The 3409-nt window shown below is 36.1% G+C and carries 2 protein-coding genes and 1 pseudogene; 1 reads left to right on the plus strand and 2 read right to left on the minus strand.

All coding sequences use genetic code 11. The annotated features are described in order from the left end of the window. The first annotated feature begins 55 nt into the window (after positions 1-55). A pseudogene (locus HMPREF9965_RS13445) lies at positions 56-954 on the plus strand (tyrosine-type recombinase/integrase). Positions 955-1524: 570 nt separating this feature from the next. On the opposite strand, the gene HMPREF9965_RS05415 reads toward HMPREF9965_RS13445, so the two are convergent. Both HMPREF9965_RS05415 and HMPREF9965_RS13250 read right to left on the minus strand, forming a co-directional pair. Further along, entirely contained in the window at positions 1525-1935 is a 411-nt protein-coding gene (locus HMPREF9965_RS05415) for a hypothetical protein (RefSeq protein WP_001019659.1), read from the minus strand. 21 nt (positions 1936-1956) lie between these two features. Beyond that, on the minus strand, positions 1957-3409 hold a 1453-nt coding region (locus HMPREF9965_RS13250), incomplete at its 5' end, for an RHS repeat-associated core domain-containing protein (protein WP_000330426.1).

Raw genomic sequence — 3409 nt, forward strand, 5'->3', positions numbered from 1 at the left:
TACAAAGCATCAAAATAAGTTTATAATAGCATGATTATTGATAAAGGAGTTATTCATGGATTATAAACTTATTTCTACTTTTTTAGACTACTGCAAAACTCATAAACGCTTGAGTTTACATACGATTCGAGCTTATAAAAATGATCTTTTGCAGTTTTACAATTCAAATTACACCAGTGTGGAAACATATGTTGAACATTTGACGAAATCCAATATTAAATCTAGTACATTACGTCGTAAAATTGCTAGTTTGAAAGTGTTTTACAGCTATTTAAAGTATCATAATTTAATTGATGAGAATCCTTTTAATCAATTACGTTTTCAATTTAGAACGGAAAAATATTACCTAAAACGATTCCCTATGATATTTTAAAAAGTATTTTTTCACATCTAGAACAGAAAGTTACCTATTCAAAAACTAAATATCAAAAACAAAAAGCTGAAAGAAATTTGCTAATCATTTCTCTATTGCTTTCAACTGGTATCAGGATTTCCGAACTTTGTCATATTCATCTCAAAAATATTAATCTTTCAAATAGGACTCTTCATATTATGGGAAAAGGCAAAAAAGAACGTATCCTATTTCTAGGAGATCAAATAACATTTAGCTTACTAGAAACATATATAAATAACTACTGCTTTCAACCCAGTGACTACCTATTCCCTGGAAAATATTCTCTCAAACCATTGTCCGAGCAAAGTATACGTTTAATTCTAAATAATCTTGTTGAACAACACAACTTAACTACACCTATTACCCCCCATATGTTTAGACATAGTTTCGCAACAATGCTTCTAGATAGTGATGTTGATATCCGATACATTCAACAAATTCTTGGACATAGTTCTATCTCAGTCACACAAATCTATACTCATGTATCCCAATCAAAGCAAAAAGAAATTCTAACTCTGTGTAATCCCATCGCTTTGATTCATTCACAGTCCAAAAAATAGGGCTACCTTCATGGAGGTAACCCTATTTTAGTGTCATCTTTTTAAAGATCTTCTCTAGTAATTAAATTTTAACGAAGATAACGATAATATTACGCGCACTAATCATGACTTATTTATACTTTAATCTCCATTATTGTATCTCATACAAATACCCTTAATTTATCTTACTTCCTTTTCGACTTGTATGACTACTATTTAAACTCAGGTCGTAACCAAAAAGGCTGTATTTTCCCCTGATTATCAATCTTAGCAATAGTATCTTTTAAAAACTCTACAGAATCAAAAACTTCTGTGTGTTCACGATTGACATCATTGACATAGTTGCGTTCCTCCCGATACGGTCATATTTTCCACTTGACCCAGAGTATCGTAGGTATAGGTATGGACTAGGGTTTCGCCATCCTGCTGGATGGTTTCCTTGGCGATATGGGCTTATACTGCTTGTCTACTGTGAGGCTAGTATAAAATAAACTAGGGGAAAATTTCCCCTAGTTAGAAATTGAACTAAGTCACAAATTGTCTTTGTGAAAGTAATTTATAATTTCCAATCATCTAAATTCAACACTTTACTCACTCTAAAGTTTCATTATCCTGCCAAAAGAAATGAGCACCCTTTAAATCAAGATGTTCTATCTGAATGTCACGACAAACAATTATTATATCCGTAATACCTAGATCAATTCTGCACTCAACAAAATTTTTATTTTGAGCATACTGAAGCAACGTGAAATTTTGTGCGGAATAACCGAGTTGAGTCTTTTTCAAACTTTTCACATCATAATCACGCCAATTCTTCCATAAAGCATCTGTTGTATACTCTACTTTACCACATAAAAGGAAGGTTACGCGCCAATATTTTTTTTGATTATCCTCATACTCAATAATAGTTTCATCGCCAAAAAATGACACATAAAAATTGTAAATAGATGCGTCCCAATAATCTGTTAAATCTAATTCTTTTTGTTTTTGTTCAATATTCATATCTCTATTTTGTAATATCCATTAATACTTATCCCATGGAATATGGGCATCTGGACTTTTTCTGTTAACAATATTACCGTTTATATCTAAAGGTTTTCCATTTTCATCATAAATGTGCATATGATTATAGTCAGTTATGCGGTCAGGTGCATCTATTCTGATTTTATAGTCCCCTTTGCTATTTTTTATATGAACACGTCCATTATGCTCATTGAATGTCCAGCCTTCTGGCAGTCTTCCTTTTAGCTCCTGTATATTTAGGTCAACTATCTCTTTTGGAGATAATTTATCTAATTTAGGAGGATTAAAAAGCTTACCAGCATCGGACGCCTTGTCTACCGCTCTTGTAGCTTTCAAAGCATCATTAGCTTTATCAGCTACCTTCGCAACTTTTGATGCATCATTGACTGCATCTACGGCATCGAGTGCTTTTTCAAGTTTCCTTAATTTGCCAGCCTTAGCTATAGGATAGAAATTACTTGCAATATCAACAGTTAGCTCTGCAGCTGCTACCCAACGATTTGCGTCTTCGCCCGTTAGTAGATCTTTCCCTGTAATTAAACGTTCTCCATTATTCCAGCCTATAAATTCAGCTGCTATAGTTGGAAGTGTAGCTTTATTTTCTTGGTTAAACTTCGCAAATTTTACATTAGATGCATAGGCATTTTCCTCAGGAGTCATTGGGGGAGCCTTTAGATACTCCTCTAATGTCATCCTATCAATCCGTTCTTTCTGATCCAATCTGAGTCCATGTCTTGCCGCATCTTCATACTTTCTAAAATCTGCGACAGATGGGACTTTAGTTTCTCCCTTATCGGAGGCACCGATTGTTTTTGGATTACATACATGCTTCAATGTATTCTGTAAAGCCGTATTCCAGTTACGATACAGATTGAGACCTTCTCGGATGGTTGGGGAAGAGCTCAAGCCTGTGGCTAGGGCATAGGCAGACCGAACCACTTGTTGGCGCTTGGCCTCTATCTGAGCTACTGTTTGCTGGTATTTCGTTTGAGCATAATTGACTGCACTATTGTAGGCCGTTTGAACCTTATTCCACTGTCTGCCAACCCAATTCGATACACGGTTGTATTGGGTGCTGATCCAGTTGGTTGCGTGGTTGAAAGCACTCTTAGTCGCATTCCAAGCCTCGGAGGCGAAGCTCTTCACACTATTCCAGGTGTTTGAGGCCGCTCTTTTTACTGTATTCCAGGTATTAGATACGACTCGTTTAACACCATTCCAAGCATTAGATGCTGTCTTTTTAACATAATTCCAGCCTTTTTTGATACTGTTCCAGAAGTGCCCACTCGGGTCGGTATAGTTAACGGAGTTGTTCTGCACATAGCTGTAGCGGTTCTGGCCGAGAGGATCCGTCGCCTCACCTGGGTAGCTATCCTCGCTTAAGAAAGTACCTCCCTGAATATCATAATACCTTGCGCGTAAATAGTCAAGTCCGGTATCGTCACGGGCTTCG

This window comes from Streptococcus mitis bv. 2 str. SK95, from assembly GCF_000222705.1.
GTDB classification, from domain to species: domain Bacteria; phylum Bacillota; class Bacilli; order Lactobacillales; family Streptococcaceae; genus Streptococcus; species Streptococcus mitis_AY.

What these genes read in the sequence shown, in the direction of transcription:
- HMPREF9965_RS05415 (WP_001019659.1), bottom strand. Translation starts at nt 1,935, where the DNA reads ATGAATATTGAACAAAAACAAAAAGAATTAGATTTAACAGATTATTGG.